A 26,580-nucleotide genomic window follows, 5' to 3' on the forward strand; every position below is an offset into this window, starting at 1 on the left:
GCCGGCCGTGCTGACGATCCACGTCGCCGACGCCTCGCCCGGGTCCGCGGTCCTGGTCGAGGGCGCGTACGTCGCCGCGCTCGGCCCGTACGAGGAGCTGGCCGCCGCCCGCCCCGCCGCACGGGTGCGGCGGTGGCCCGGCATCCTCACGCCCGGGCTGCTCAACCCCTACGGCCCCGAACTCCTGGAGCAGGCTTACCACCCCGACCCGCGCGAGGCGGACCGGCTCGGCACCGAGCCGATCACCGGTGAACGGGCGCGGGCCCTGTTCCGGGCCGACCCGTCCCGGCAGGGTGCGAGCGCCCGGCGCGGGGTGCAGCGGATGCTGGCGCACGGCACGGTCGCCGTCGCCGGGGAGCTGCGTTCCCGCGCCGCCCTGGACGCGGTGCGGCGGGCCGGCCTGGCCGTCGGACACCGCCCGCCCCGCCTGCCGGGGCCGGCGTCCCTCTCGCCCTCGCCGCTGGTGCTGCTGCCGGCGCTCACCGTCGGCGGACCGGCGCGGTTCGCGGTCTTCGACGTGCCCGACCCGGCCGCGCTGGTGCGCCTGGGCGCCTCGACGTGCGTGGCCACCGTCGTGGCCGGCCGCCTCGTCCACAGGCGCGCGTAGGCGGACCGGGGCCGCCTGCCACAATGGGCGGGTGACGCGAGCAACCCTGGACAAGCAGCCGCACGAAGTCGCCTCGATGTTCGACGACGTCGCCGCGAACTACGACCTCACCAACGACGTGCTCTCGCTCGGCCAGGACCGCCGGTGGCGCAAGGAGGTCGCCAAGGCGGTCGACGCGCGGCCCGGTCAGAAGGTCCTCGACCTGGCGGCCGGCACGGGCACGTCCTCGCTGCCGTTCGCGACGGCCGGCGCGTACGTCGTCCCGTGCGACTTCTCGCTCGGCATGCTGCGCGAGGGCAAGAAGCGGCACGCCTGGCTGCCGCTGACGGCGGGCGACGCCACGCGGCTGCCCTTCCGGGACGGGGTCTTCGACGCGGTCACCATCTCCTTCGGGCTGCGCAACGTCCAGGACACCGACGCCGCGCTGCGCGAGCTGTACCGGGTGACCAGGCCCGGCGGACGCGTGGTGATCTGCGAGTTCTCGCACCCCACCTGGGCGCCGTTCCGGACCGTGTACGAGGAGTACCTGATGCGCGCCCTGCCGCCGGTCGCACGCGCCGTCTCGTCCAACCCGGACGCGTACGTGTATCTCGCCGAGTCGATCCGAAGCTGGCCGGACCAGCCCGCCCTCGCCCGGCGCCTCCAGCAGGCCGGCTGGTCGAAGGTGGCCTGGCGGAACCTGACCGGCGGCATCGTGGCGTTGCACAGGGGGACCAAAGCCGCCTGAGGCAATACGGGTTGACGGGAGGCGGCCGACCGGCAGGATGTGACCGTCCATCACTTCCCGTCACCCGGAGCATCCATGGCGTCGAACTGCCCGCACTGCGGAACCCCCTCACCCGACGAGGCGCGCTTCTGCATGACCTGCGGGCGGGAGAGGCTCGCGGCACCCCCGCCCCCGGCCTCGCCCCCGCCTCCCGTGACACCGCTTCCCCCGGCACCGCCCGCCGTGGCACCGCATTCGGCGGGGCCCGCTCCGGTGGGGCCGCCGCCTCCGCCGCCGTACGCGCCGGGGCCGGCGCGGCCGTCGGCGGCCGGGGTGTTCCTCGCGCGAGCCTTCAAGGGCGACTGGGCGTCGGCGGCCAGGGCGGCCGCCTGGCCGGCCGGGCTGTTCCCGGCTCTCGCCGTGATCCTGTCCATCCCGTCGTACGGGCAGGAGGACGAGGTCGTCGTCGGCTGGTCGGACCGGTTGCGGATCGCGCTGGCCCTGCTGCTCCAGGCCGTCGGAGGGGGATTCGAGCTGTCGGCCGCCTCCGAGCCGTCCTTCGGTGGAAGCGGAGGCGCGGACGGAGTCGGGCACGGGTCGCAGGGCTGGGGCTACTTCGGCTCAGGTGCTGCCTACACGCAGGGCGGCGGCGAGCTGTCCCTCGTACCGCTGACGGTGACCGCCCTGTTCGCCGGCGCGCTGTACCTGGGCGCCCGGACGCTGCGCGCGCGGGGTGCCGGCGTGGACGCGGCGGTACGGGTCGCGGTGCTGGTCGCCGGAGCGGTGCTGGTCCTCGGCCTGTTCGCCCGGCCGCGGGTCGCCGGCGCCGAGGTGTCGTCGTCCCCGCTGCTCTCCGCGCTCGGGGCGCTGGTGGCGGCACTGCTGGTCACGGCCGCCGTGCTCGGGCGCGCCGGACTGGCCCGCCGGCCGGTGGCGCACGCGCTGGTGCGGGCCCTGGGCACGGCGGCGCGGGCGCTGGGCGTGCTGGTCGCGGTCTGCACGGTGATCGGGTTCGTCTGGTACGCCGCCAGGGACGAGGTGGACGGCACGTCCCTGCTGGTGGTTCTGCCGGTCCTGCCGAACATCGGGATCGCGGTGCTCGGGCTGGCCTGGGGCGTGCCGCTGGAATACGAGGTGCGGGGCCGGCTCGGATTCTTCGGGTCCGGAGTGGAGCGTGGGAGCCTCGGCCTCTCCGAGATCGGTGACGGGCTCGGCGGGTGGACCGTGACGGGGCTGGTCGCCCTGGGCGTGGCCGCGGCCCTCACGGCCGGGGTGTGGGCGGCCCGGCGCGCGGGCGACCAGGGCACCCGGCTCGCGACGGCCGGGTTCTTCCTCGTGCTGTACCTGCTGCTGACCGGGGCGAGCGGCGTGTCGGGGCAGGTGACCGGCACGGTCGAGGAGTTCGGCGGTGACGGCCGCGCCGAGCTGGCCCCGAGCGTCGCGGACGCCCTGCTGTTCGGGCTGCTGTGGACGGGGGCGGCGACGTTCGTGGCGCCGTACCTGCTGCGCGCCCTGACCCGCCGGACGCCGGCTCCGGCGCCGCACGGGACGCCCGGGCAGGGCAGCCCGTACCCGGCCCCCACCGCCTGGCCACCGGCGGCCCCTGCTCCCGCCCCGGCGCACGCCCCGGACACCATCCCCGCCCCCGACGCCGCCCCGGCGCACGCCGCGGCCGACCGGACCGCGCCCGGCGCCCCGATCACGCCCCGCGACCCGATCACGCCCGGCGGCCACCCGTCCGCCGGCGCGCCGGTCGCCGGCCCGTCCGCCCCCCGGTCGGGGAAGCGGCGCGTCCTGCTCTGGGCGGTCGTCCTGGTGGCCGCCGCCGCCGTCGGGGGCGGCGGCACCGCCGGCGTACTGCTGCTGAAGGAGCGCGGCGAGCCCGCGTCCCCGGCGGGCGGCAAGCCCGCCGCCGCGGTGTCCGGGACACCGGCCACCGGTGCGGGTACCGGCACCGGCACCGGCCAGGAGCCCGCCCCGAGGCGGAGCCCCTCGCCGGACGGCACGCCCTCCCAGGACCGCACCGCCTCACCGGGAAGCAGCCCCTCACCGGAGAGCGACCCGGGCGGCACCGCCCCGGAGGGACCGGACGTGCCGGAGGGCTACCGGATGGTGGCCGACCCCGCCGGGTTCTCCCTCGCGGTGCCCTCCGTCTGGGACCGCGTCAAGGAGGAGCCGGCCGGCCAGGTCACCTACGCCGGTTCCACCGGGATGTCCCACCTGCTCGTCGGCGTCGTCCACGCCGCCCCGTACACCTCGTTGGAGAACCTCACCGCCCTGGAGGCCAACTCCCGTAAGAGGAACCCCGGTTACCAGCGCCTGAGGCTGGAGGCCAACACCTTCCAGGGCCGGCCGGGAGCCATCTGGGAGTACACCTACACCGACAAGGGCGGCAGGAGGATCCACGCGGTCGACCAGTCGTACATCGCGGAGGACGGCACCGAGTACGCCGTCTACTTCACCGTGCAGGACGACAGCTGGGACGTGGCCCGGGAGACGTTCGACGTCGCCCTGTCGACATGGACGCTCAACGACGTCGACTAGGGCCTGCCTTTCGGATCAGGCGGTGAGGTCCAGGCGGAAGCAGTACCCCTCCTGCCCGCCGCTGCCGGGGATGGCGTACGTCTCCGCCCTGGTCATCCCCAGCCGGCGCGTCACCGCCACCGACCGCTCGTTGCGGGTGTTGACCATGGCGACCACCCGCTCCACCCCCGCCGCCCGCAGCCGCTCCACGGTGGCGCGGGCGGCGGCCGTCGCGTACCCCTTGCCCCAGGCGGAACGCGCCAGCCGCCAGCCGATCTCGATCTCCCCGGCCGGCCCCCACGCGTGCGGCCACGGCTGGGCGCCCGCGAAGCCGATGACCTCGCCGTCCTCGTCCAGCAGCGTCCACAGGCAGAAGCCCAGCTCGGCGTCGTGCCGGCGCTGGCGGGCGGTGACCTCGTGGTAGACCGACAGCTCGGCCGGGCCGCCCTGGAAGAACTCCATGACCTCCGGATCGTCGAAGACCCGGTGCCAGGCGTAGGCGTCCTCGTGCGTCGGTACGCGCAGCCGGAGGACGGGCTCGACGGCGCCGGGAAGCAGCTCGGTCATCGGGGTGGCCCTTCGGGTCGGTGATCGGTGCGTCCCCATAGACTGCACACGTCCTGTGCCGTCCGGTACGCAGTTTCGAGTATTCGGGAGACCCCGCCGTGACCGAGCAGCAGCCCCTCTCCGAACACACCGCGGATGTGATCGTCGTCGGGGCCGGTCCGGCCGGATCGACGACCGCGTACTACCTCGCCAAGGCCGGCCTGGACGTCCTGCTCCTGGAGAAGACCGCCTTCCCGCGCGAGAAGGTCTGCGGCGACGGTCTGACGCCCCGCGCCACCAAGCAGCTGGTGGCCATGGGCATCGACATCTCCGAGGAGGCCGGCTGGCTCCGCAACAAGGGCCTGCGCATCATCGGCGGCGGGGTGCGCCTCCAGCTCGACTGGCCGGACCTGGCCAGTTACCCGGACTACGGACTGGTCCGCAAGCGCGACGACTTCGACGAGCAGCTCGCCCGCCAGGCCCAGAAGGCCGGGGCGCGGCTGTACGAGCGGTGCAACGTCGGCGCCCCGGTCGTCGACGACCGCACCGGCCGGATCACCGGCGTGCACGCGAAGCTGGGCGAGGAGAAGACGCCGGTCACCTTCCACGCGCCGCTCGTCGTCGCCGCCGACGGCAACTCCACACGCCTGTCCCTGGCCATGGGCCTGCACCGGCGCGAGGACCGGCCGATGGGCGTGGCCGTCCGGACGTACTTCACCAGCCCCCGCCACGAGGACGACTACCTGGAGTCCTGGCTGGAGCTGTGGGACCGGCGCGGCCCCGGCGAGGACCGGCTGCTGCCCGGCTACGGCTGGATCTTCGGCATGGGCGACGGCACGTCCAACGTCGGCCTGGGCGTCCTCAACACCTCCGACTCCTTCAAGGAGCTGGACTGGCGCGAGGTGCTGAAGGCATGGTGCGCCTCCATGCCGGAGGAGTGGGGGTACGTCCCCGAGAACATGACCGGCCCGATCCGGGGCGCCGCCCTGCCCATGGCCTTCAACCGCCAGCCGCACTACACGCGCGGCCTGCTGCTGGTGGGCGACGCGGGCGGTCTGGTCAACCCGTTCAACGGCGAGGGCATCGCCTACGCCATGGAGTCGGGGCAGCTCGCCGCCGACGTCATCGTCCAGGCGCACGCCCGCGCGACCCCGGCACAGCGCGAGCTGGCCCTGCACAACTACCCGAAGATCCTCAAGGACACCTACGGCGGCTACTACACGCTGGGCCGCGCGTTCGTGAAGCTGATCGGCAACCCGAAGGTCATGAAGATCGCCGCACAGCGCGGCCTGACCCACCCGCTGCTGATGAGGTTCACGCTGAAGATGCTGGCGAACCTCACCGACCCGACCGGCGGCGACGCGATGGACCGCATCATCAACGGCCTGTCGAAGGTCGCCCCGAAGGCCTGACGGTCACCCGGAACGCCTTGCGGTAGTCGGTGGGGGGCACCCCCACCGACCGCGTGAAGTGGCGCCGCAGGTTCGCCGCGGTGCCCAGGCCGCTGCTCTCGCCGATCCGCTCGACGGGCAGGTCGGTCGATTCCAGCAGCAGCTGGGCGTGGGCGATGCGCTGCTTGAGCAGCCACTTCCAAGGCGTCGTCCCGGTGGCCTCCAGCAGGCGGCGGTGGAAGCTGCGCGGGCTCATCCCGGCGCGGCGCGCCAGGTCGTCGACGGTCAGCGGGTCGGCGAGGTGCTCGACGGCCCACTGGAGCACGGGCCCGAGGCCGTCGCCGTCGGCGGGTGGCACCGGGGTGTCGATGAACTGGGCCTGGCCGCCCGCGCGATGGGCGTGCGCCACGAGGCGGCGGGCGAGCTGGTTGGCCACCCGGGCGCCCAGGTCGCGGCGGACCAGGTGCAGGCACAGGTCGAGCGCCGCGGTGGCGCCCGCGCTGGTCAGGACGGTGCCCTCGTCGGTGTAGAGGACGGAGTCGTCGACGATCACCGCCGGGTACCGGGCGGCCAGGCGGGCGGTGTGCTGCCAGTGCGCGGTGGCGCGGCGGCCGTCGAGGAGCCCGGCCGCGGCGAGTGCGAAGGCGCCGGTGCACAGCGACACCACGCGCGCCCCGGAGTCCGCGGCCGCGCGCAGCGCCTCGACCAGGTCGGCGGGGACCTCCTCGCCGTCGTCCACGACCCGTTCCGGCACGGACGGCACGATGACGGTGTCCGCGCCGGCGAGGGCGTCGAGGCCGTGATCGGTGCGCAGCGCGTAGGGGCCGGGCGCGGGGCCGCCGGAGCCGCAGAGGCGCAGGTCGTACCAGGTGGCGGCGAGGTCGGCGTGCGGGATGCCGAACACCGCGAGGGCTATCGACAGTTCGTACATCTCCCAGGGCGAGATGCCCAGCCGGGGGTCGGGTACGACGGCGATGGCGACGGTCCCGGGGCTCATGTGTCCCGAGCGTACGGCGTGCCGCGGGGCGCGCGGCGGGAATTTTGCGGAGACGGGCAGTCCTGCCGCTGTCGGCGGCGCGGGCCCGCTGCGAGTCTGACGATCATGAATGACGCACCTGGCACACACACCGGAGCAGCACCCGTCACCGTCCTCGGCCTGGGCCGCATGGGCTCGGCGCTCGCCGCCGCCCTCCTCGCCGCGGGCCACCCCACCACCGTCTGGAACCGCACCCCCGGCAAGGCCGACGCCCTCGCCGCCGCGGGCGCGGTCCGGGCGGACACGGTCGCCGACGCCGTCACCGCGAGCGGCCTCGTCGTCGTCTGCGTCCTGGACCACGCGGCCACCAGCGCCCTGCTGGAGCCGGTCGCCGGTTCCCTCGCGGGCCGCACCCTGGTCAACCTGACGTCCGGATCGCCGGAGCAGGCCCGCGAGATGGCCGCCTGGGCGTCCGGTCACGGCATCGGATACCTGGACGGCGGCATCATGACGACGCCGGAGGGCGTGGGGCTGCGCACGAGCATGATCCTCTACAGCGGGTCGCCCGAGGCGTTCGCCGCGCACCGGGCGACCCTCGCCGCGCTGGGCGACCCGATCGACCTGGGCCCGGACGCCGGGCTGGCCTCGCTGTACGACGCGGGGCTGCTGGGGCTGATGTGGTCGGTGTTCGGCGGCTGGCTGCACGCCACGGCCCTGGTCGGGGCGGACGGGGTGGCGGCGGGCGCGTTCACCCCGGTCGCCCTCCGCTGGCTGACGACCGTGGGTGGCTTCCTGGACCGGTACGCCGGTCAGATCGACGCCGGTCACTACCCGGGCGACGACGCCACCATCGACGTCCAGCTCGCCGCCGTCGAGCACCTGCTGCACGCGGGCCGGGAGCGGGGCGTCGACGGGCGGCTGCCCGAACTCCACCGGGAGCTGATGGCCAAGGCGGTCGCGGCGGGCCACGGTGGCGACAGCTACGCCCGCCTGGTGGACGCGTTCCGCAGGCCCTGATCACGGTACGGCACGATGAGCGCATGATCAGTGAGCCGCGTGGGCCGATACGCACCGGCGGGGCCGTTCCGCTGACCGCCGTGACCGCGGGGACGGTCGCCATGGTGGTCTCGTACGCGGGGCCGCTCGCGCTCGTCCTGGCCGCCGCGTCGGCGGCGGGGCTGTCGGCGGCCCAGACCTCGTCATGGGTGTGGGCGGTCTCCGTCGGGGCGGGGGTCACCTGCGTGGGGCTCAGCTGGTGGAGTCGCGCACCGGTCATCACCGCGTTCTCCACGCCCGGCGCGGCGATCCTGGTCACCGCGCTGCCGCAGCACGGCTACGCCGAGGCCGTCGGCGCGTTCCTGGCGGCGGGTGTGGCCGCCACCGCGCTCACGGCGACGGGGGTCTTCGCGCGCGTGATGGCCCGCGTCCCGCCCGGTGTGGTGGCGGCGATGCTCGCCGGGACGCTGTTCTCCTTCGGCACGGCCGTCTTCACCTCCATGCGTACGGCCCCGCTGCAGGCCGGCGGGATGCTGCTGGCGTACCTGGTGGCGCGGCGCCTGGTACCGACGTACGCCGTGGTGTGCGCGCTGGCGGCCGGGCTGGCGGTGGCGGGGGCGACGGGCGGGCTCCGGTTCGATCTGCCCGGACTGGGGCTCGCCGTCCCGCATGTCACGGTGCCTCAGTTCTCGGTCGGGGCGCTCGTGGGGATCGGCGTGCCGCTGCTGGTGGCGACCCTGGCGGGGCAGTACGCCCCGGGCGTCGCCGTCCTGGAGGCGGCGGGCTACCGGCCGGACAGCAGGGTGGTGTGCGGGACGACGGGCCTGGTGTCGGTGCTGCTGGCACCGTTCGGGTCGCACGCGGTGAACCCGGCGGCCATCACGGCGGCGATCTGCACCGGGCCGGACGCGCACCGGGATCCGGCGAAGCGGTGGATCGCCGGGGTGGCGTGCGGGGTCGGCTACCTGGTGGTCGGCTGCTTCGGCTCCACCCTGGTCGCGCTGTTCACGGGGTTGCCGGACGCGCTGGTCGCCACGCTCGCGGGGGTGGCGCTGCTGGGCTCGATCGCGGGCAGCCTGGCCCGTACGGTCGCCGACGAGCGCCACCGGGAGGCGGCCGTCATCACGTTCCTGGCCACCGCGTCGGGCGTCACGATCGCGGGCATCGGCTCGCCGTTCTGGGGCCTGATCGCCGGCGTCGGCGCGCACGTCCTGCTGGGCGCGGGCACGCCGAAGGACCGTCGCTCCCTCCCCGAGCGGGGGAGCGACGGTCCTTCACACCGTGCGGCTACGGCTCAGAGCACGCGGACCGCGCCGGACGGCATGTCGTAGTCGAGCGACCGCTCGACGACACCGGTGCCGGGGTTCTGCGCGCCGACGAACATGCCACCGCCCACGTAGATCGCCACGTGGTACGAGTTGCTCCGGCTGCCCCAGTAGAGGATGTCGCCCGGCTGGAGGTTGTCCAGCGAGACGGAGGTGCCGCGGCTGGACTGGTCGCCCGAGACGCGCGGGAGCTCGATGCCGGCCTGGCGGTAGGCGGCCTGGACGAGCCCGGAGCAGTCCCAGGAGTTGGGGCCGGTGCTGCCCATGACGTACGCGTCGCCGACCTGGGCGCGGGCGAAGGCCACGATCGCCGCGGCGGAGCCGGTCGCCTGGCCGGAGTCGTAGGAGGAGGAGCCGCCGCCGTCCTCGTCGGAGGAGGAACCGGCGGACGCGGACAGCGTGGTGCGCTCGGCGGAGCGGGAGGCGCGCTCGGCGGCCTCGGCCTGCGCCTTGGCCTCGGCCTTGCGCTCGGCCTCCTCGGCCTCGGCCTTGCGCTCGGCCTCGGCCTTGGCCTTCTTGGCGTCCTTCGCGGCCTTGGCGGCCGCGGCGTCCTCCTGGGCCTGGAGCTCCTGGTCGAGCGCGATCTGCTGGGTCGCCTCGGCGGAGGCGGCCACGGCGCTCGACAGGTCCGCGGACAGGTCCGCGTTGAGGGTGGGCATTTCGATGGTCTCGGTCACCGGCTCGGCGTTCGCCGGCCCGGCAGCACCGGCCACCGCGATGGTGCCGAGGACGCCACCGGCAACTCCGGCCCGCAGCGCGAGCTTCGAAGCGCTGCGGCGGGGCTTCCGGTGGCTGGGTATGTGAGCGGTGTGGGACATGAGTACAACCGCTATCAGGGCTGCACGGTTCCCATCAAGAAACGTGTGTTGCGCCACAGTTGCGGGCGGATTCGGTGAATCCGGTTCCGTCGGGCCCTTATTGACGCCGTAACGGACAAACCGGGCTGGGGCGATCAGGCCCGTGATCATGGGTTTTCCGCGAAACGTCCGAATTGCCGTGCGCTTACCACTCCTTCACTCCGGTGGCCAAGCCCGCTTTCGTCGGGCCCCGCCGCGAGTGACACAGGTCACGGCGAGGTCGCCACCGGGGATGCCCGGAAGATCGTGAAAGCGCGCACGTGTCCACTTCGGTACCCGCGGGCCCCTCGCGGGAGTGAACCGAGGCTCTTTATCACCCCGGCGGGTCCATGGCCAATTTGCCTGTACTGGCCATCCCTTGATAAAGCGAGGCCGCTCTGACCTGCCCCGACCGCTGGAAATGTCACGTCTTGTGAGTGTCTGAACACGGGCGGTGCGAAGATCACCTCTGTCGGTGATTCATGATCCTTCGTCGGGTGGTGGAGATCACAAGAGCGTTGCTGTACCCCGTGTCGCAGATCACAGATCGACGGGCATAGGATGCGAAGCAGTCGGGCTTGTGAACTGCCTCACATGTGCACGATCTTCGCGAGGCGGCGAGACGGTGCCCGGTGCGGTCCATCGGTCAAGGACGACTGGAAGGAGCGAGGAGCGTGAATGCCTACGCGCCCATCCTCGTGCTCGGCGCCCTCGGGGCAGGGTTTGCGATCTTTTCCGTGGTCATGGCCACGCTTATCGGCCCAAAGAGGTACAACCGGGCGAAGCTTCAGGCATACGAGTGCGGTATCGAGCCGACGCCCACTCCGGCCGGAGGGGGCCGCTTCCCCATCAAGTACTACCTGACGGCGATGCTCTTCATCGTCTTCGACATCGAGATCGTCTTCCTCTACCCCTGGGCGGTCAGCTTCGACGCCCTGGGGCTTTTCGGGCTCGTGGAGATGCTGCTCTTCGTGCTCACCGTCTTCGTCGCCTACGCGTACGTGTGGCGGCGCGGCGGCCTGGAATGGGACTGAGGGGCTGAGGGGCACCAAATGGGACTCGAAGAGAAACTGCCGAGCGGTTTTCTGCTGACGACCGTCGAACAGGCCGCGGGCTGGGTGCGCAAGGCGTCCGTCTTCCCCGCGACCTTCGGCCTCGCCTGCTGCGCCATCGAGATGATGACGACCGGCGCCGGGCGGTACGACCTGGCGCGCTTCGGCATGGAGGTCTTCCGCGGCTCACCGCGCCAGGCCGACCTGATGATCGTCGCCGGCCGGGTGAGCCAGAAGATGGCCCCCGTCCTGCGCCAGGTCTACGACCAGATGCCGAACCCCAAGTGGGTCATCTCCATGGGCGTGTGCGCCTCGTCGGGCGGCATGTTCAACAATTACGCGATTGTTCAGGGCGTCGACCACATCGTCCCCGTCGACATCTATTTGCCGGGCTGCCCGCCGCGTCCCGAGATGCTGATGGACGCGATCCTCAAGCTCCACCAGAAGATCCAGGGCTCCAAGCTCGGCGTCAACGCCCGGGAAGCGGCCCGCGAGGCGGAGGAGGCCGCGCTCAAGGCGCTGCCCACGATCGAGATGAAGGGGCTGCTGCGATGAGCGACCGGCCCGACCCCGACAAGGACCTCGGCGCGCAGAACCTGCCCGGGCAGCGCGGCTCGCACGGGGAGGAGGTCCGCGTCCAGCGCGGCATGTTCGGCGCGAACAACGGCGGCGACACCTCCGGCTACGGCGGCCTCGTCCGCTCCGTACGCCTGCCCGGCCCGGCCACCCGCCCCTACGGCGGCTGGTTCGACGAGGTCGCCGACGAGCTGGAGGGCGCCCTGGAGGAGCAGGGACTCCTCCCGGAGAACGCCATCGAGAAGACGGTCGTCGACCGCGGCGAGCTCACCTTCCACATCGCCCGCGAACACCTCGTCCACGTCGCCCGCACCCTGCGCGACGACCCGGCCCTGCGCTTCGAGCTCTGTACGGGAGTGAGCGGCGTGCACTACCCCGGGGACAAGGGACGCGAGCTGCACGCGGTGTACCACCTGCGCTCGCTCACCCACGGACGGCTGGTCCGCCTGGAGGTCTCCGCCCCGGACGCCGACCCGCACGTCCCCTCGCTCGTCGAGGTGTACCCCACCAACGACTGGCACGAGCGCGAGACGTACGACTTCTTCGGCCTGGTCTTCGACGGCCACCCCGCCCTCACCCGGATCATGATGCCGGACGACTGGCAGGGCTTCCCGCAGCGCAAGGACTACCCCCTCGGCGGCATCCCCGTCGAGTACAAGGGCGCCCAGATCCCGGCTCCGGACCAGCGGAGGTCGTACTCGTGACCACTCCACCTGCCAGCGCCCGCGAGACCACCGAGGGCACCGTCTACACGGTCACCGGCGGCGACTGGGACGAGGTCGTCCAGACCGTGGCCAAGGCCGACGACGAGCGGATCGTCGTCAACATGGGCCCGCAGCACCCGTCCACGCACGGCGTGCTCCGGCTCATCCTGGAGATCGACGGCGAGACCGTCACCGAGGCCCGCTGCGGCATCGGCTACCTCCACACCGGCATCGAGAAGAACCTCGAGTACCGCACCTGGACGCAGGGCACCACCTTCGTCACGCGCATGGACTACCTGACGCCGTTCTTCAACGAGGCGGCGTACTGCCTGGGCGTGGAGAAGCTCCTCGGCATCGAGGACCAGATCCCCGACCGGGCGACGGTCGTCCGCGTCCTGCTGATGGAGCTCAACCGGCTCTCCTCCCACCTGGTGTGCATCGCCACCGGCGGCATGGAGCTGGGCGCCACCACGATCATGATCTACGGCTTCCGGGACCGCGAGATGATCCTGGACCTGTACGAGCTGATCACCGGGCTCCGGATGAACCACGCGTTCATCCGCCCCGGCGGCCTCGCCCAGGACCTGCCGCCCGGCGCCGTCGACCAGCTTCGCGAGTTCGTGAAGACGATGAAGAAGAACATGCCGGAGTACGACAAGCTCGCCACCGGCAACCCCATCTTCAAGGCCCGCATGCAGGACATCGGCTACCTGGACCTGGCCGGCTGCATGGCCCTCGGCGCCACCGGCCCGATCCTGCGCTCGGCGGGCCTCCCGCACGACCTGCGCAAGACCGACCCGTACTGCGGCTACGAGACGTACGACTTCGACGTCCCGACCGCCGACAGCTGCGACGCCTACGGGCGCTTCCTGATCCGGCTGGAGGAGATGCGCCAGTCGCTGCGGATCGTCGAGCAGTGCCTGGAGCGGCTGGAGCCGGGTCCGGTGATGGTCGCCGACAAGAAGATCGCCTGGCCCGCCCAGCTGGCCCTCGGCCCGGACGGACTCGGCAACTCCCTGGACCACATCAAGAAGATCATGGGCACCTCCATGGAGGCCCTGATCCACCACTTCAAGCTGGTCACCGAGGGCTTCCGCGTACCGCCCGGCCAGAGCTACACGGCGGTCGAATCGCCCAAGGGCGAGCTGGGCGTCCACGTGGTCAGCGACGGCGGCACCCGCCCCTACCGGGTCCACTTCCGCGACCCGTCGTTCACCAACCTTCAGGCCATGGCGGCGATGTGCGAGGGCGGCCAGGTCGCCGACGTCATCGTCGCCGTCGCGTCCATCGACCCCGTGATGGGAGGCGTCGACCGGTAATGACAGACGTCAGCTTGGGGATGCCGCAGCTCCCCGCCCCCGATTACCCGGCCGATGTACGCGCCCGGCTCGAAGCGGACGCCAGGGAGGTCGTCGCCCGCTACCCCGACAGCCGCTCCGCCCTGCTGCCGCTGCTGCACCTGGTGCAGTCCGAGGAGGGATACGTCTCCCGCACGGGCATGCGGTTCTGCGCCGAGGTGCTCGGCCTCACCACGGCCGAGGTCACCGCCGTCGCCACCTTCTACACGATGTACCGGCGCAAGCCGTCCGGCGACTACCAGGTCGGGGTGTGCACCAACACCCTGTGCGCGGTCATGGGCGGCGACGCGATCTTCGAGGAGCTCCAGCAGCACCTCGGCGTCGGCAACAACGGGACCACCCCGGACGGCAAGGTCACCCTCGAACACATCGAGTGCAACGCCGCCTGCGACTTCGCCCCCGTGGTGATGGTCAACTGGGAGTTCTTCGACAACCAGACGCCGGACTCCGCCAAACGGCTCGTCGACGACCTGCGTGCCGGCCGCCCCGTCGAACCGACCCGCGGCGCGCCCCTGTGCACGTACAAGGAGACCGCCCGCATCCTGGCCGGCTTCCCCGACGAGCGCCCCGGCGCGGTCGAGGCGACCGGCGGCGCCGGCCCCGCCTCGCTGGTGGGCCTGAAGCTCGCCAAGGGCGAGACCGCGCCCGGCGCCCGCGTGGTCCACCCGCGCGGCGAGGCCCCGAGGGACCGGCCCACGCCCGGCTCGGGCCACCTGAGCTCGCACGACGCGCCGCAGCCGACCTCGGCCTCCGACCCCCGGCACCCGTCCGGGCCGGTCGGCCCGGCCGGCCAGGACGGCCCGGTCACCGAGGAGGGGGAGTGATGACGTTGGCACCCGAGATGACCAGCCCCGACAAGCTGCTCGCACCCGTCCTGTCCGCGTTCTGGGACCAGCCGGGCTCCTGGACGCTGGAGACCTACAAGCGGCACGAGGGCTACGAGGGCCTGAAGAAGGCCCTCGCCATGACGCCCGACGACCTCATCGCGTACGTGAAGGACTCCGGCCTCCGCGGCCGCGGCGGCGCCGGCTTCCCCACCGGGATGAAGTGGCAGTTCATCCCCCAGGGGGACGGCAAGCCCCACTACCTCGTCGTCAACGCCGACGAGTCGGAGCCCGGGACCTGCAAGGACATCCCGCTCCTCTTCGCCAACCCGCACTCCCTCATCGAGGGGATCGTGATCGCCTGCTACGCGATCAGGTCCAGCCACGCCTTCATCTACCTGCGCGGCGAGGTCGTGCCCGTGCTCCGCAGGCTGCACGAGGCGGTGCGCGAGGCGTACGCGGCGGGCTACCTCGGCAAGGACGTCCTCGGCAGCGGACTCGACCTGGAACTCACCGTGCACGCCGGTGCCGGCGCGTACATCTGCGGTGAGGAGACCGCGCTGCTCGACTCGCTGGAAGGCCGTCGTGGCCAGCCCCGGCTGCGACCCCCCTTCCCCGCCGTCGCCGGTCTGTACGCGTGCCCCACTGTGGTGAACAACGTCGAGTCCATCGCGTCGGTTCCCGCGATCCTGAACCGGGGCAAGGACTGGTTCAGGTCGATGGGCAGCGAGAAGTCTCCCGGCTTCACGCTCTACTCGCTCAGCGGCCACGTCGCCTCGCCCGGCCAGTACGAGGCGCCGCTCGGCATCACCCTGCGCCAGCTGCTCGACATGAGCGGCGGGATGCGGCCCGGCCACCGGCTGAAGTTCTGGACCCCCGGCGGCTCCTCGACGCCGATGTTCACCGACGAGCACCTGGACGTCCCCCTCGACTACGAGGGCGTCGGCGCGGCCGGCTCGATGCTCGGCACCAAGGCGCTCCAGTGCTTCGACGAGACGACGTGCGTGGTGCGGGCGGTCACCCGGTGGACCGAGTTCTACGCCCACGAGTCCTGCGGCAAGTGCACCCCCTGCCGCGAGGGCACCTACTGGCTCGTCCAGCTGCTGCGCGACATCGAGGCCGGCAAGGGCTCGCCGGGCGACCTCGACAAGCTCAACGACATCGCCGACAACATCAACGGCAAGTCGTTCTGCGCCCTCGGTGACGGCGCCGCCTCACCGATCTTCTCGTCGCTGAAGTACTTCCGGGACGAGTACGAGCAGCACATCACGGGCAAGGGCTGTCCCTTCGACCCGGCCAAGTCGACCGCCTGGGCGGACAACCACGTGGAGGTGACGGCGTGACCGTCATGGCATCCGGCCCCGCCGGGGGCGGCGGCGCGGCCGTCCCGCCCGAGGACCTGGTCACCCTGACCATCGACGGGATCGAGGTCTCCGTACCCAAGGGGACCCTGGTCATCCGCGCCGCCGAGCAGCTCGGCATCGAGATCCCCCGGTTCTGCGACCACCCGCTGCTCGACCCGGCCGGCGCCTGCCGGCAGTGCATCGTCGAGGTGGAGGGCCAGCGCAAGCCGATGGCCTCCTGCACCATCACCTGCACCGACGGCATGGTCGTCAAGTCGCAGCTCACCTCGCCCGTCGCCGAGAAGGCCCAGGTCGGGGTGATGGAGCTGCTGCTCATCAACCACCCGCTGGACTGCCCCGTCTGCGACAAGGGCGGCGAGTGCCCCCTGCAGAACCAGGCGATGTCGCACGGGCGGGCCGACTCCCGCTTCGAGGGCAGCAAGCGCACCTACGAGAAGCCCGTGCCGATCTCCACGCAGGTGCTGCTCGACCGTGAGCGGTGCGTGCTGTGCGCCCGCTGCACCCGGTTCTCCAACCAGGTCGCCGGCGACCCGATGATCGAGCTGATCGAGCGCGGCGCGCTCCAGCAGGTCGGCACCGGCGAGGGCGACCCGTTCGAGTCGTACTTTTCCGGCAACACCATCCAGATCTGCCCGGTCGGCGCGCTGACCTCGGCGGCGTACCGGTTCCGCTCCCGCCCCTTCGACCTGGTCTCCTCGCCGAGCGTGTGCGAGCACTGCGCGGGCGGCTGCGCCACCCGCACCGACCACCGGCGCGGCAAGGTCATGCGGCGGCTGGCCGCCAACGACCCGGAGGTCAACGAGGAGTGGATGTGCGACAAGGGGCGCTTCGCCTTCCGGTACGCGCAGGCGCGTGACCGGCTCACCACGCCGCTGATGCGCAGCGCCTCGACGGGCGAGCTGGAGCCGGCCTCCTGGCCGGAGGCCCTGGAGGCGGCGGCCCGCGGCCTGGTCCGGGGGCGCACCGGCGTCCTGACCGGCGGCCGGCTGACCGTCGAGGACGCGTACGCCTACGCCAAGTTCGCCCGCGTCGCCCTCGACACCAACGACATCGACTTCCGCGCGCGCGTGCACAGCGGCGAGGAGGCCGACTTCCTGGCCGCCCGGGTCGCGGGGCGCGGCCGGGACCTGGACGGGAGCGGAGTCACCCACACCTCCCTGGAGAAGGCCCCGGCCGTGCTGCTCGCCGGGCTGGAGGCCGAGGAGGAGGCGCCGGGCGTCTTCCTGCGGCTGCGCAAGGCGTGGCGCAAGAAGGGGCAGCGCACGTACGCGCTGGCGGCCCACTCGACCCGGGGCCTGCGGAAGGCGGGCGGCACCCTGCTGCCGGCGGCGCCCGGGACCGAGCCCGAGTGGCTGGACGCGCTCGCCTCGGGGACGGGGCTGGACGCCGACGGCGCCGCCGCGGCCACGGCGCTGCGGGAGCCGGGCGCGGTCATCGTGGTCGGTGAGCGGCTGGCGGGAGTGCCGGGCGGGCTGTCCGCGGCGGTGCGCGCCTCGGCGGCCACCGGGGCGGACCTGGTGTGGATCCCGCGCCGGGCCGGTGAGCGCGGCGCGGTGTGGGCGGGCGCGATCCCCTCGCTGCTGCCGGGCGGGCGCCCCGCGACCGATCCGCGCGCGCGTGAGGAGGTCGCCGCGGCGTGGGGCGTCCGGGAGCTGCCGCACCGGTACGGCCGGGACACGGGCCAGATCCTGGAGGCCGCGGCCACCGGAGAGCTCGGCGCCCTGGTGGTCGCCGGCGTCGAGGTGGCGGACCTGCCGGACGCGGCACGCGCGCGTGAGGCCCTGGACGCGGCGTTCGTGGTGTCGCTGGAGCTGCGGCCGGGCGAGGTCACCGAGCGGGCGGACGTGGTCCTGCCGGTGGCCGCGGTCGCGGAGAAGTCCGGCACCTTCCTCAACTGGGAGGGCCGGGTGCGGATGTTCGAGGCCGCGCTCAAGCCGCAGCACATGGCGCGCACGCTCGCCCCGACGGACGCGCGGGTGCTGCACATGCTGGCCGACACCCTCGACGTCCACTTCGCGCTGCCGGACGTGAAGGCCGTGCGGCGCGAGATGGACCGGCTCGGCGCCTGGGACGGCACGCGGGCGGGCGACCCGGTGGAATCCGCCGTACCGCTGCCCCGCGCGGGCGAGGGCGAGGCGGTGCTGGCCGGGCACCGGATGCTGCTGGACCTGGGCGTCCTCCAGCAGGGCGACGAGGCCCTGGCGGGCACGCGGCACGCCGCCCCCGCCCGCCTCTCGGCGGCCACGGCGGCGGAGACCGGCGTCAAGGACGGCGACCCGCTGTCGGTGACCGGCCCGGCCGGTTCGGTCGAGCTCCCCCTGGAGGTCACGGAGATGCCCGACCGGGTGGTCTGGCTGCCGCTGAACTCGACCCCGGGCGGCGTCCTGTCCGCCCTGGGCGCGGCGCCCGGACAGCTGGTCCGCCTCGCCCCGACGACCCCGACGTCCGAGGCCGCCACGGAGGTGGAGGCATGATCCCGTACACCCTGGCTGCGGAGGACCTGTCCCTGTTCGGCCGCGACCCCTGGTGGCTCGTGGTGGTCAAGGCCGTCTTCTGCTTCGCCTTCCTGATGATCACGGTGCTCTTCTCCATCGTGTGGGAGCGCAAGGTCGTCGCCTGGATGCAGCTGCGCATCGGCCCCAACCGGCACGGCCCCTGGGGACTGCTCCAGTCCCTCGCGGACGGCGTCAAGCTGATGCTGAAGGAGGACCTGGTCGTCAAGCGCGCCGACAAGGTCGTCTACGTCCTCGCGCCGATCGTGGCCGCGATCCCCGCGTTCATGGCGATCGCGGTGATTCCCTTCGGCCCGGCCGGCAACGAGGTCTCGATCTTCGGGCAGCGCACCACGATGCAGCTGACCGACCTGCCGATCGCGATGCTCTACATCCTCGCGGTCGCCTCCGTCGGCATCTACGGCATCGTGCTGGCCGGCTGGTCGTCCGGCTCGACGTACCCGCTCCTCGGCGGCCTGCGGTCGTGCGCGCAGATGATCTCCTACGAGATCGCGATGGGCGCCGCCTTCGCCTCCGTCTTCCTGTACTCCGGGTCGATGTCGACCTCGGCGATCGTCGAGGCGCAGGCGGACCGCTGGTACATCATCCTGCTGCCGGTCTCGTTCATCATCTACGTCGTCACGATGGTCGGTGAGACCAACCGCGCCCCGTTCGACATGCCCGAGTCCGAGGGCGACCTGGTCGGTGGCTTCAACACCGAGTACAGCTCCATCAAGTTCGCGATGTTCATGCTCGCCGAGTACGTGAACATGGTGACCGTCTCGGCGGTGTCGGTGACCCTCTTCCTGGGCGGCTGGCGGGCCCCCTACCCGGTCTCCACCTTCTGGGAGGGCGCGAACCACGGCTGGTGGCCGATGCTCTGGTTCGTCATCAAGGTGCAGCTGCTGCTGTTCTTCTTCATCTGGCTGCGCGGCACGCTGCCCCGCGTCCGCTACGACCAGCTGATGAAGCTCGGCTGGAAGGTCCTCATCCCCGTCTCGGTCGTCTGGCTCATGCTGGTGGCCACCGTGCGGGCGCTGCGCAACGAGAACTACGACTTCCAGGAGGTCGTGCTGTACGTGGCGGGCGCGGTCGTCGCGGTCCTCCTCCTCTCCTTCGTGGTCGACGTCTTCCGCGACAAGAAGGCCGGGGCGGGGGCGGAGGAGGCGGCGCCGCCCGCCGAGTTCGACCCGATGGCCGGCGGGTTCCCCGTGCCGCCGCTGCCCGGTCAGACCCTGCCGCCGGTGCCTCGCCGACGGCCGCGCCGTGACGGCGAGTTGATTGTCAGTGGTGGCGCCAATACTGACAGTGACGGAAAGGAGGCTGACGGTGTCTGAGAGCAACTTCCAGAATCCGGTCGCCGGCTTCGGCGTGACCTTCAAGGCCATGTTCAAGAAGCGGCTCACCGAGCAGTACCCGGAGCAGCAGAAGACGACGGCGCCGCGCTTCCACGGCCGGCACCAGCTCAACCGCCACCCGGACGGCCTGGAGAAGTGCGTCGGCTGCGAGCTGTGCGCCTGGGCCTGCCCGGCCGACGCCATCTACGTGGAGGGCGCGGACAACACGGACGAGGAGCGTTACTCGCCCGGCGAGCGGTACGGCCGCGTCTACCAGATCAACTACGCCCGCTGCATCCTGTGCGGTCTGTGCATCGAGGCGTGCCCCACCCGGGCACTGACGATGACGAACGAGTTCGAGCTGGCCGACAGCTCCCGCGAGAACCTGATCTACACCAAGGAGCAGCTCCTCGCGGGCCTGGAGGACGGCATGGTCGCCTCGCCCCACGCCATCTTCCCCGGCATGACCGAGCAGGACTACTACCGGGGCCTGGTCACGGAGGCCGCGCCCGGCACGGTCCGGCAGGCCGCGGCCGGCCGGGAGGAGCCGCAGGAGGGCGCGTCGGACTTCGGGCCGGACGAGCCCGCGTCGAAGAAGGTGATCGGCGCATGAGCGCGCTCGCCGCCGCCGGCGCGGCCTCCACGGGCGAGGCCGTGCAGTTCTGGGTGCTCGGCACCATCGCCGTCGTCGGGGCGCTGGGCACGATCCTGATGAAGAGGGCCGTGCACAGCGCGCTGAGCCTGGCCGCGACCATGATCATCCTGGCGGTGTTCTACCTCGCCAACGGGGCGTACTTCCTGGGCGTCGTGCAGATCATCGTCTACACCGGCGCGATCATGATGCTCTTCCTCTTCGTCGTGATGCTCGTCGGCGTCACCGCCGCCGACTCCCTGAAGGAGACCATCAAGGGCCAGCGCTGGCTGGCCGCCGCCTGCGGCCTGGGCTTCGGCATCCTCCTGGTCGCCGGACTCGGCAGGGCCTCGCTGGACACCTTCGAGGGCCTCGGCACGGCGAACGCCGGGGGCAATGTGGAGGGCCTCGCGGCCCTGATCTTCACCACGTACGTCTTCGCCTTCGAGATCACCGGCGCGCTGCTGATCACCGCCGCGGTCGGCGCGATGGTGCTGACGCACCGGGAGCGCACCGAGCGGGCCCTCACCCAGCGCGAGCTGTCCGAGCGGCGCGTACGGGAGGGCAAGCACCTGCCGCCCCTGCCGGCGCCCGGTGTCTACGCCCGGCACAACGCCGTGGACATCGCCGGCCTGCTCCCCGACGGCACGCCGTCGGAGCTCACCGTCAGCCGGACGCTGCGGGCGCGCGGCCAGGTCCGCGACGTGTCGCGGCAGGCGCTGGCGGACCTCAGGGCGCTGGAGCAGCGCGCCGAGGAGCGGCTGGGGCGCGGCCCGTCGGAGCCTCAGGCGTCCCGGCCCCAGGGCCGTAAGGAGGAGAACGCCCAGTGAACCCGGTCAACTACCTGTATCTGGCCTCCCTGTTGTTCACCATCGGCGCGGCCGGGGTGCTGATCCGGCGGAACGCGATCGTCGTCTTCATGTGCGTCGAGCTGATGCTCAACGCCTGCAACCTGGCGCTCGTCGCCTTCTCCCGGATGCACGGCAATCTCGACGGTCAGATCATCGCCTTCTTCACGATGGTCGTCGCCGCCGCGGAGGTCGTGGTCGGCCTCGCGATCATCGTGTCGCTGTTCCGTTCCCGCCACTCGGCCTCGGTCGACGACGCCAGCCTGATGAAGCTGTGAGGGGCTGAATCGTGGAGAATCTGATCGCGCTGCTCGTCGCGGCGCCCCTGCTGGGAGCCGCCGTCCTGCTGTGCGGCGGGAGGCGGCTGGACAGGGCCGGGCACCGGCTCGGCACCCTGCTCGCCGCCGCCTCCTTCGTCATCGGGGCGGTGCTCTTCTTCGACATGCTGGGCAGGGGCGCGGAGGAACGGGCGCTGCACCAGCACCTGTTCAGCTGGGTGCCGGTGGAGAGCTTCCGGGCCGACATCGCCTTCCAGCTCGACCAGCTGTCGATGACGTTCGTCCTGCTCATCACCGGTGTCGGCACGCTCATCCATGTGTACTCGATCGGGTACATGGAGCACGACGAGCGCCGGCGCCGCTTCTTCGGCTACCTGAACCTGTTCCTGGCGGCGATGCTGCTGCTGGTCCTCGCCGACAACTATCTGCTGCTGTACTTCGGCTGGGAGGGCGTCGGCCTCGCCTCGTACCTCCTGATCGGTTTCTGGCAGCACAAGCCCAGCGCGGCCACCGCCGCGAAGAAGGCGTTCCTGGTCAACCGGGTCGGCGACATGGGCCTGTCGATCGCCATCATGCTGATGTTCACCACCTTCGGGACGTTCGCCTTCGGGCCGGTGCTCGCGGCGGCGGGGGAGACCGGTGAGGGCATGCTGACGGCCATCGGGCTGATGCTGCTGCTCGCCGCGTGCGGCAAGTCCGCCCAGGTGCCGCTCCAGTCCTGGCTCGGTGACGCGATGGAGGGCCCGACCCCGGTCTCGGCCCTGATCCACGCGGCCACGATGGTGACCGCCGGCGTCTACCTGATCACCAGGTCGGGCGCCATCTTCAACGCGGCCCCGGACGCGCAGCTGGCGGTCGTGGTGGTCGGCGCGGTCACGCTCCTGTTCGGTGCGATCGTCGGTTGCGCCAAGGACGACATCAAGAAGGCGCTGGCCGGTTCGACGATGTCGCAGATCGGCTACATGATCCTGGCGGCCGGGCTCGGCCCGATCGGGTACGCCTTCGCGATCATGCACCTGGTGACCCACGGCTTCTTCAAGGCCGGGCTGTTCCTCGGCGCCGGCTCGGTCATGCACGGCATGAACGACGAGGTCGACATGAGGAAGTACGGGGGCCTGCGGAAGTACATGCCGGTGACCTTCGTGACCTTCGGGCTCGGGTACCTGGCGATCATCGGCTTCCCGGGGCTGTCCGGCTTCTGGTCCAAGGACAAGATCATCGAGGCGGCCTTCGCCAAGGGCGGCACCGAGGGATGGATCCTCGGCGCGGTCACGCTCCTGGGCGCGGGCATCACCGCGTACTACATGACCCGCGTGATGATCATGACGTTCTTCGGCGAGAAGCGCTGGCAGCCGGCCCCCGACGCGGACGCGGTGCCCAGCGCCGAACCGGCAGCCGAGGACCACGCGGGGCGGATGCCGCACCCGCACGAGTCGCCGAAGTCCATGACGGTCCCGATGATCCTGCTGGCGTTCGGGTCCGTCTTCGCGGGCGGCCTCTTCTCGCTCAACAGCGCGTTCGTCCACTGGCTGGAGCCGGTCACCGCGTTCGAGCACGGACACCCGCCGATCGGCGCGGCCGCGGTCACCGCCTCCACGGTCGTCGTCCTGCTGATCGGCGTCGGCATCGCGTACGCGCAGTACGGCCGCAAGCCCGTCCCGGTCGTCGCCCCGCGCGGCTCGCTGCTCACCCGCGCCGCCCGGCGCGACCTGCTCCAGGACGACTTCAACCACGTCGTCCTGGTCCGTGGCGGCGAGCACCTCACCCGCTCGCTGGTGTACATGGACCACACCCTGGTCGACGGGGTGGTCAACGGCACCGCCGCCTCGGTCGGCGGACTGTCCGGCCGGCTGCGCAAGCTGCAGAACGGCTTCGCCCGCTCCTACGCGGTCTCGATGTTCGGAGGTACGGCGGTGCTGATCGCCGCGACCCTGCTGATGAGGGGGGTGTGACCACGCCATGTCCGAATCAAGCACAGTGTTCCCCCTCCTGACGGTGACGGCGGCCCTGCCGGCCGCCGGTGCGATCCTCACCGCCGCCGTCCCGGCCGCGCGCCGCACGGCCGCCAAGTGGCTGGCGCTGCTGGTCTCGCTGGGCACTCTGGTCCTGGCCGCGTTCGTGGTCGTCCGGTTCGAACCGGACGGCGCGCGCTACCAGCTCACCGAGTCCCACGCCTGGATCGAGGACTTCGGCGTCCGGTACGAACTGGGCGTGGACGGCATCGGGGTGGCGCTGATCGCGCTCACCGCGCTGCTCATCCCGTTCATCGTGCTGGCCGGCTGGCACGACGCCGACCCCCTGGAGACGCGGTCCCGGCGGTGGCGGCCGACGCAGGGCTTCTTCGCCCTGATCCTGATGGTCGAGGCGATGGTGATCCTCTCCTTCGCCGCCACCGACGTCTTCCTCTTCTACATCCTCTTCGAAGCCATGCTCATCCCGATGTACTTCCTCATCGGCGGCTTCGGGGACCGGGCCCACACGGGCTCCGACGAGAACGCGGCGGCCCAGCGCTCGTACGCGGCGGTCAAGTTCCTCCTCTACAACCTGGTCGGCGGGCTCATCATGCTGGCCGCCGTCATCGGGCTGTACGTGGTCGCCGGCAACTTCTCCCTCACGGAGATCGCCGAGGCCCGGGCCAGTGGGTCGCTGGAGATGGCGACCGACACCGAGCGGCTGCTGTTCCTCGGGTTCTTCTTCGCCTTCGCGGTGAAGGCCCCCCTGTGGCCGCTGCACACCTGGCTGCCCAACGCGATGGGCGAGGCGACCGCGCCGGTGGCGGTGCTCATCACGGCGGTCGTCGACAAGGTCGGCACCTTCGCGATGCTGCGCTTCTGCCTCCAGCTGTTCCCGGAGGCGTCGAAGTGGGCCACGCCCGTGATCATCGCGCTGGCGCTAATCAGCATCGTGTACGGGGCGCTGCTCGCGGTCGGCCAGCGCGACATCAAGCGCCTGGTCGCGTACGCGTCGATCTCCCACTTCGGCTTCATCGTCATGGGCATCTTCGCGATGACCAGCCAGGGCCAGTCCGGGGCCACCCTGTACATGGTCAACCACGGGATCTCGACGGCCGCCCTGATGCTGGTGGCCGGGTTCCTGATCACACGGCGCGGATCGCGGCTCATCGCCGACTACGGCGGCGTGCAGAAGGTGGCGCCGGTGCTCGCCGGGACGTTCCTCGTGGGCGGACTGGCGACGCTGTCGCTGCCCGGCCTCGCACCGTTCGTCTCCGAGTTCCTGGTGCTGGTCGGCACGTTCGCCCGCTACCCGGTGGCCGGGATCATCGCCACCACCGGCATCGTGCTCGCCGCGCTCTACACGCTGGTGCTGTACCAGCGGACCATGACCGGGCCGGTGAAGGAGGAGGTGCGGGCGATGCCCGACCTCAAGGCGCGTGAGCTGGTGGTGGTCGCCCCGCTGATCGCCCTGCTGCTCGTCCTGGGCGTCTACCCCAAGCCGCTGACCGAGATCGTCGACCCGGCCGTGCGGCACACCATGTCCGACGTACAGCAGAAGGACCCGCGACCGGAAGTGGAGGCGGCCAAGTGAGCGCATCAGCCGCAGTGGCTGTCCACAGCCTGTGGACGACGGCGGCCGAACCGGCCGCCGACCGGATCGGGGCGCCGGCCATCGAGTACGCCCAGCTGGCACCCACGCTGATCGTGGTGGGCGCCGCGGTGGTGGGCGTGCTCCTGGAGGCGTTCGTACCGCGCCGGGCCCGCTACCACGCGCAGGTGTTCCTGACCGTCGTGGCGCTGGCCGCCGCCTTCGCGGCCGTCGTCGCCCTGGCGGCCGGCGGCCACGCCACCACCAAGGCCGGCATCGTCGCGATGGGCGCGATCGCCGTCGACGGACCCGCCCTGTTCCTCCAGGGAACGATCCTGCTGACCTCGATGGTCGCCGTGTTCACCTTCGCGGAGCGGCGGCTGGACCCCGCACACCACGGGCACCGGGTCGACTCGTTCGCCGCCGAGGCCGCCGCCGTACCGGGCAGTGACCAGGAGAAGGCCGCCGTCAAGGCGGGGTTCACCACCACCGAGGTCTTCCCCCTCGTGCTGTTCGCCGTCGGCGGCATGCTCGTGTTCCCGGCGGCCAACGACCTGCTGACGCTGTTCATCGCGCTGGAGGTCTTCTCCCTGCCGCTGTACCTGTTGTGCGCGGTCGCCCGCCGCAAGCGGCTGATGTCGCAGGAAGCGGCGGTCAAATACTTCCTGCTGGGCGCCTTCTCGTCGGCGTTCCTGCTGTTCGGCGTCGCCCTCATGTACGGCTTCGCGGGCTCGGTGTCGTACGCCAGGATCGCCGACGTGGTAGACGGATCCGTCGCCGACATCACCCCCGCCCTCGCCGGGACCATGGGCAACGACGTGCTGCTGCTCATCGGCTTCGCCATGGTGCTGATGGGCCTGCTGTTCAAGGTCGGCGCGGTGCCGTTCCACATGTGGACCCCGGACGTCTACCAGGGCGCCCCGACGCCGGTCACCGGCTTCATGGCCGCCGCCACGAAGGTCGCCGCGTTCGGCGCGATGCTGCGGCTGCTGTACGTGGTGCTGCCCGGGCTGCGCTGGGACTGGCGGCCCGTCATGTGGGGCGTCGCGATCGTCACCATGCTCGCGGGCGCGATCGTCGCGATCACCCAGACCGACATCAAGCGCCTGCTGGCGTACTCGTCGATCGCCCACGCCGGGTTCATCCTCGCCGGTGTCATCGCGGCCACGCCCGACGGGGTGTCGTCCGTGCTGTTCTACCTGGGCGCCTACTCGTTCGTGACGGTGGGCGCCTTCGCGGTCGTCACCCTGGTGCGGGACGCCGGCGGCGAGGCGACGCACCTGTCGCAGTGGGCCGGGCTCGGGCGGCGGTCGCCCCTCGTGGCGGCCGTGTTCGCGGTGTTCCTGCTGGCCTTCGCCGGTATCCCGCTCACCTCCGGGTTCTCGGGCAAGTTCGCCGTCTTCAAGGCGGCGGCCGAGGGCGGCGCGGGGACGCTGGTGGTCATCGGCGTGCTCTCGTCGGCGATCGCCGCCTTCTTCTACATCCGGGTCATCGTGCTGATGTTCTTCAGCGAGCCGAAGCCGGAGGGCCCGACGGTCGCCGTGCCGTCGCCGCTGACGATGACGACGATCGCCGTGGGCGTCGCGGTCACCCTGGCCCTGGGTGTGGCGCCGCAGTACTTCCTCGACCTGGCCGGGCAGGCGGGGGTCTTCGTCCGCTGACCCGAC

The 26,580-nt window shown here is 71.9% G+C and carries 23 protein-coding genes and 1 pseudogene; 21 read left to right on the plus strand and 3 right to left on the minus strand.

Features of this window, described 5'->3' with window-relative positions:
* Nucleotides 1-7 precede the first annotated feature (7 nt).
* The 4 genes and pseudogenes from IE109_RS27825 to IE109_RS27835 all read left to right on the plus strand — a co-directional run bounded on the left by IE109_RS27825 (nucleotide 8) and on the right by IE109_RS27835 (nucleotide 3,857).
* Nucleotides 8-607, plus strand: coding sequence for a hypothetical protein (locus IE109_RS27825; RefSeq protein WP_189554118.1), 600 nt, complete (start codon nucleotides 8-10; stop codon nucleotides 605-607).
* A gap of 31 nt (nucleotides 608-638) precedes the next feature.
* Nucleotides 639-1,334, plus strand: a complete 696-nt coding sequence (locus tag IE109_RS27830; RefSeq protein WP_189554119.1) for a demethylmenaquinone methyltransferase — start codon at nucleotides 639-641, stop codon at nucleotides 1,332-1,334.
* Between the two features lie 75 nt (nucleotides 1,335-1,409).
* Nucleotides 1,410-1,478: pseudogene (locus tag IE109_RS34235) on the plus strand (zinc-ribbon domain-containing protein); the annotation flags it as partial.
* A gap of 168 nt (nucleotides 1,479-1,646) precedes the next feature.
* Nucleotides 1,647-3,857: a serine/threonine kinase C-terminal domain-containing protein gene (locus IE109_RS27835; protein ID WP_189554120.1), complete on the plus strand. Its 2,211-nt coding sequence runs from the start codon at nucleotides 1,647-1,649 to the stop codon at nucleotides 3,855-3,857.
* A 15-nt stretch (nucleotides 3,858-3,872) separates the two neighbouring features.
* Here IE109_RS27835 and IE109_RS27840 read toward each other — a convergent pair whose 3' ends face one another.
* Nucleotides 3,873-4,403: a GNAT family N-acetyltransferase gene (locus IE109_RS27840; protein WP_189554121.1), complete on the minus strand. Its 531-nt coding sequence runs from the start codon at nucleotides 4,401-4,403 to the stop codon at nucleotides 3,873-3,875.
* 98 nt (nucleotides 4,404-4,501) lie between these two features.
* Here IE109_RS27840 and IE109_RS27845 point away from each other — a divergent pair, with 98 nt between their 5' ends.
* A complete protein-coding gene (locus IE109_RS27845; protein ID WP_189554122.1) occupies nucleotides 4,502-5,794 on the plus strand; it encodes a geranylgeranyl reductase family protein in 1,293 nt (430 codons plus the stop codon).
* On the opposite strand, the gene IE109_RS27850 is transcribed toward IE109_RS27845, so the two are convergent.
* Nucleotides 5,760-6,770 carry a helix-turn-helix domain-containing protein gene (locus IE109_RS27850; RefSeq protein WP_189554123.1) on the minus strand — a complete coding sequence of 337 codons (1,011 nt, stop codon included), beginning with the start codon at nucleotides 6,768-6,770 and terminating at the stop codon, nucleotides 5,760-5,762. The genes IE109_RS27845 and IE109_RS27850 overlap by 35 nt on opposite strands.
* A gap of 105 nt (nucleotides 6,771-6,875) precedes the next feature.
* On the opposite strand from IE109_RS27850, the gene IE109_RS27855 reads away from it, so the two are divergent.
* A complete protein-coding gene (locus IE109_RS27855; RefSeq protein WP_189554124.1) occupies nucleotides 6,876-7,766 on the plus strand; it encodes an NAD(P)-dependent oxidoreductase in 891 nt (296 codons plus the stop codon).
* Nucleotides 7,767-7,789: 23 nt separating this feature from the next.
* On the plus strand, nucleotides 7,790-9,076 hold the full coding sequence (locus IE109_RS27860) for a benzoate/H(+) symporter BenE family transporter (protein WP_189554125.1): 1,287 nt from the start codon (nucleotides 7,790-7,792) through the stop codon (nucleotides 9,074-9,076).
* Here the strand turns inward: IE109_RS27860 and IE109_RS27865 are convergent.
* A complete protein-coding gene (locus IE109_RS27865; RefSeq protein ID WP_189554126.1) occupies nucleotides 9,040-9,888 on the minus strand; it encodes a C40 family peptidase in 849 nt (282 codons plus the stop codon). The genes IE109_RS27860 and IE109_RS27865 overlap by 37 nt on opposite strands.
* Nucleotides 9,889-10,580: 692 nt before the next feature.
* Between IE109_RS27865 and IE109_RS27870 the strand changes: the two genes are divergently transcribed.
* Genes IE109_RS27870 through nuoN form a run of 14 tightly spaced genes read left to right on the plus strand, consistent with a single transcriptional unit; the run spans nucleotide 10,581 to nucleotide 26,574 of the window.
* Entirely contained in the window at nucleotides 10,581-10,940 is a 360-nt protein-coding gene (locus IE109_RS27870; RefSeq protein WP_064070021.1) for an NADH-quinone oxidoreductase subunit A, read from the plus strand.
* Nucleotides 10,941-10,958: 18 nt separating this feature from the next.
* Complete coding sequence (locus IE109_RS27875; RefSeq protein WP_064070020.1) at nucleotides 10,959-11,513, plus strand: NuoB/complex I 20 kDa subunit family protein; 555 nt, start codon at nucleotides 10,959-10,961, stop codon at nucleotides 11,511-11,513.
* Nucleotides 11,510-12,238, plus strand: coding sequence for an NADH-quinone oxidoreductase subunit C (locus tag IE109_RS27880; RefSeq protein WP_189554127.1), 729 nt, complete (start codon nucleotides 11,510-11,512; stop codon nucleotides 12,236-12,238). The genes IE109_RS27875 and IE109_RS27880 overlap by 4 nt, the downstream gene beginning before the upstream one ends.
* The gene (locus IE109_RS27885) at nucleotides 12,235-13,557 is read left to right on the plus strand and encodes an NADH-quinone oxidoreductase subunit D (RefSeq protein ID WP_189554128.1); all 1,323 of its coding nucleotides are present in this window, start codon (nucleotides 12,235-12,237) and stop codon (nucleotides 13,555-13,557) included. The genes IE109_RS27880 and IE109_RS27885 overlap by 4 nt, the downstream gene beginning before the upstream one ends.
* A gap of 20 nt (nucleotides 13,558-13,577) precedes the next feature.
* The gene (gene nuoE, locus IE109_RS27890; protein ID WP_189554157.1) at nucleotides 13,578-14,420 is read left to right on the plus strand and encodes an NADH-quinone oxidoreductase subunit NuoE; all 843 of its coding nucleotides are present in this window, start codon (nucleotides 13,578-13,580) and stop codon (nucleotides 14,418-14,420) included.
* Complete coding sequence (gene nuoF / locus IE109_RS27895; protein WP_189554129.1) at nucleotides 14,420-15,763, plus strand: NADH-quinone oxidoreductase subunit NuoF; 1,344 nt, start codon at nucleotides 14,420-14,422, stop codon at nucleotides 15,761-15,763. Before nuoE ends, nuoF begins: the two co-directional genes overlap by 1 nt.
* Nucleotides 15,764-15,768: 5 nt before the next feature.
* On the plus strand, nucleotides 15,769-18,258 hold the full coding sequence (locus IE109_RS27900) for an NADH-quinone oxidoreductase subunit G (RefSeq protein WP_373297790.1): 2,490 nt from the start codon (nucleotides 15,769-15,771) through the stop codon (nucleotides 18,256-18,258).
* Nucleotides 18,255-19,613: an NADH-quinone oxidoreductase subunit NuoH gene (gene nuoH / locus IE109_RS27905; protein WP_189554131.1), complete on the plus strand. Its 1,359-nt coding sequence runs from the start codon at nucleotides 18,255-18,257 to the stop codon at nucleotides 19,611-19,613. The genes IE109_RS27900 and nuoH overlap by 4 nt, the downstream gene beginning before the upstream one ends.
* Nucleotides 19,600-20,226, plus strand: coding sequence for an NADH-quinone oxidoreductase subunit NuoI (gene nuoI, locus IE109_RS27910; RefSeq protein ID WP_189554158.1), 627 nt, complete (start codon nucleotides 19,600-19,602; stop codon nucleotides 20,224-20,226). Before nuoH ends, nuoI begins: the two co-directional genes overlap by 14 nt.
* Nucleotides 20,223-21,074 carry an NADH-quinone oxidoreductase subunit J gene (locus IE109_RS27915; protein WP_189554132.1) on the plus strand — a complete coding sequence of 284 codons (852 nt, stop codon included), beginning with the start codon at nucleotides 20,223-20,225 and terminating at the stop codon, nucleotides 21,072-21,074. The genes nuoI and IE109_RS27915 overlap by 4 nt, the downstream gene beginning before the upstream one ends.
* Complete coding sequence (gene nuoK, locus IE109_RS27920; protein WP_189554133.1) at nucleotides 21,071-21,370, plus strand: NADH-quinone oxidoreductase subunit NuoK; 300 nt, start codon at nucleotides 21,071-21,073, stop codon at nucleotides 21,368-21,370. Before IE109_RS27915 ends, nuoK begins: the two co-directional genes overlap by 4 nt.
* 11 nt (nucleotides 21,371-21,381) lie before the next feature.
* The gene (nuoL, locus tag IE109_RS27925) at nucleotides 21,382-23,322 is read left to right on the plus strand and encodes an NADH-quinone oxidoreductase subunit L (RefSeq protein WP_189554134.1); all 1,941 of its coding nucleotides are present in this window, start codon (nucleotides 21,382-21,384) and stop codon (nucleotides 23,320-23,322) included.
* A gap of 7 nt (nucleotides 23,323-23,329) precedes the next feature.
* A complete protein-coding gene (locus IE109_RS27930; protein ID WP_189554135.1) occupies nucleotides 23,330-24,916 on the plus strand; it encodes an NADH-quinone oxidoreductase subunit M in 1,587 nt (528 codons plus the stop codon).
* Nucleotides 24,913-26,574, plus strand: a complete 1,662-nt coding sequence (gene nuoN, locus IE109_RS27935; protein ID WP_189554136.1) for an NADH-quinone oxidoreductase subunit NuoN — start codon at nucleotides 24,913-24,915, stop codon at nucleotides 26,572-26,574. The genes IE109_RS27930 and nuoN overlap by 4 nt, the downstream gene beginning before the upstream one ends.
* Nucleotides 26,575-26,580: the final 6 nt, after the last annotated feature.

Source organism: Streptomyces lavendofoliae (assembly GCF_014649735.1).
Lineage (GTDB): Bacteria > Actinomycetota > Actinomycetes > Streptomycetales > Streptomycetaceae > Streptomyces > Streptomyces lavendofoliae.

Excerpts from the sequence above, each read along its gene's own strand:
- IE109_RS27840 (WP_189554121.1), bottom strand. The coding sequence starts at position 4,403 with ATGACCGAGCTGCTTCCCGGCGCCGTCGAGCCCGTCCTCCGGCTGCGC.
- IE109_RS27850 (WP_189554123.1), bottom strand. The coding sequence starts at position 6,770 with ATGAGCCCCGGGACCGTCGCCATCGCCGTCGTACCCGACCCCCGGCTG.
- IE109_RS27855 (WP_189554124.1), top strand. The coding sequence starts at position 6,876 with ATGAATGACGCACCTGGCACACACACCGGAGCAGCACCCGTCACCGTC.
- IE109_RS27860 (WP_189554125.1), top strand. The coding sequence starts at position 7,790 with ATGATCAGTGAGCCGCGTGGGCCGATACGCACCGGCGGGGCCGTTCCG.
- IE109_RS27865 (WP_189554126.1), bottom strand. The coding sequence starts at position 9,888 with ATGTCCCACACCGCTCACATACCCAGCCACCGGAAGCCCCGCCGCAGC.
- IE109_RS27875 (WP_064070020.1), top strand. The coding sequence starts at position 10,959 with ATGGGACTCGAAGAGAAACTGCCGAGCGGTTTTCTGCTGACGACCGTC.
- IE109_RS27880 (WP_189554127.1), top strand. The coding sequence starts at position 11,510 with ATGAGCGACCGGCCCGACCCCGACAAGGACCTCGGCGCGCAGAACCTG.
- nuoE (WP_189554157.1), top strand. The coding sequence starts at position 13,578 with ATGCCGCAGCTCCCCGCCCCCGATTACCCGGCCGATGTACGCGCCCGG.
- nuoF (WP_189554129.1), top strand. The coding sequence starts at position 14,420 with ATGACGTTGGCACCCGAGATGACCAGCCCCGACAAGCTGCTCGCACCC.
- IE109_RS27900 (WP_373297790.1), top strand. The coding sequence starts at position 15,769 with ATGGCATCCGGCCCCGCCGGGGGCGGCGGCGCGGCCGTCCCGCCCGAG.
- nuoH (WP_189554131.1), top strand. The coding sequence starts at position 18,255 with ATGATCCCGTACACCCTGGCTGCGGAGGACCTGTCCCTGTTCGGCCGC.
- IE109_RS27915 (WP_189554132.1), top strand. The coding sequence starts at position 20,223 with ATGAGCGCGCTCGCCGCCGCCGGCGCGGCCTCCACGGGCGAGGCCGTG.
- IE109_RS27930 (WP_189554135.1), top strand. The coding sequence starts at position 23,330 with ATGTCCGAATCAAGCACAGTGTTCCCCCTCCTGACGGTGACGGCGGCC.